This window comes from Spirillospora sp. NPDC048819, from assembly GCF_040650055.1.
Lineage (GTDB): Bacteria > Actinomycetota > Actinomycetes > Streptosporangiales > Streptosporangiaceae > Spirillospora.
Genome location: NZ_JBEZGN010000098.1, coordinates 1 through 1506 on the forward strand (window position 1 = coordinate 1; position 1506 = coordinate 1506).

Consider the following 1506-nt stretch of genomic DNA (forward strand, 5'->3'; position numbering starts at 1 on the left):
TACTCCAGCCGCATTTGGAGATCTCGGTCTGATGGAGGCCGGGACGTGAGACGGCCACCGCTGTGATCGTGTGGGTGTGTTGAGACCAGACGATCGGCGGTGGCCGTGTCGCCCACTGTAGAAGATGTCGACCCGGCCGGGTGGGTTGTTGGGTTCGATGAGCTGTTCGCGCAGGTGGTGGCTCCGTTCTTCGGCCGGCGGGAGCCCAGGGTGCGGGCTCGGTGGTATTTGCTGGGTCTGTTGAGCGGACTGGAGCGAAAGAACGGCTGGTCGCTGGCGGAGTTCGCCGGGGACGCCAGCCCGGATGGGATGCAGCGGCTGCTCAACCAGGCCAGATGGGACGCTGATCAGGTGCGGGACGCGCTGCGGGCGCAGGTGGCCGAGCGAATGGGCGACGTCGGCGGGGTGCTGGTGGTCGACGACACCGGGTTTGAAAAGAAGGGCCGCCGCTCAGCGGGGGTGCAGCGCCAGTACACCGGCACCGCGGGCAAGATCACCAACTGTCAGATCGGGGTGTTCTGCTCGTATGTGAACCCCGGCGGGCAGCGGGTTCTCATCGATCGGGAGCTGTATCTGCCCGAGTCCTGGTTCGCCGGCCCCGGCCGGCTCGCCGACGCGGGCGTCCCCGATGGGGCACAGTTCGCGACCAAGCCGGAGCTGGCCTGGCGGATGATCGAACGCGCCGCTGATGATCCGCTGCTGGTGTTCGGGTGGGCGACCGGCGACGAAGCCTACGGCGACAACACGGCGCTGCGCCGCCGCTGCTCCGGCCGCGGAGTGAACTACGTGTTCGCGGTCTCCTGCGATCATCGGTTCGTGCTCGGCGGCGCCCGCACCAGGGCGGACGCTGCTTTCGCCGGCCTGGACCAGACGGCGTGGCAACGGCGCTCGTGCGGGGACGGCGCCAAGGGCCGCCGCTGGTACGACTGGGCGTGGATCGGCCTGGGCGAACACGAATGGGTGCTGGCCCGCCGGTCGATCAGCGACCCCACCGACCTGGCCTTCTACCGGTGCCGGGCGAACCGGCCGGTCGGCCTGCCCGAACTGGTGCGGGTGGCCGGATCCCGCTGGAGCGTCGAGGAATGCTTCCAGGCCACCAAGAACGAGGTCGGCCTGGACCACTACCAGGTCCGCAAGCACACCGCCTGGTACCGGCACGTCACCCTGGCCATGGTCGCCCACGCGCACCTGGCCCTCCTGGCCGCCGGCCCGCCCCCGGACCCCGGCGACACCGACGATGGCGAGGCTGCCGACCTCGCCACACAGGGGGCCCGACCAGCAGGGACGATCACGTCCCGTCGACGCGGACAGGGACGAACCCGGCGAGCTGGTCCCGCTCACCGTCAACGAGATCCGCCGCCTGCACGCCCATCTCCACCAGCCCCGGCACCCACCCCGACACCGAATCCGCTGGTCACGCTGGCGACGCCGCCACCAGGCCCGCGCCCGCCGCTGCCACTACCAACGACAACAACGCCTCATCGATCACTAAATGCGGCTGGAGTA

The 1506-nt window shown here is 69.9% G+C and carries 1 pseudogene; it reads left to right on the forward strand.

The features are described from left to right. Window positions 1–162 precede the first annotated feature (162 nt). Window positions 163–1194: pseudogene (locus AB0C35_RS45985) on the forward strand (IS701 family transposase); the annotation flags it as partial. Window positions 1195–1506: the final 312 nt, after the last annotated feature.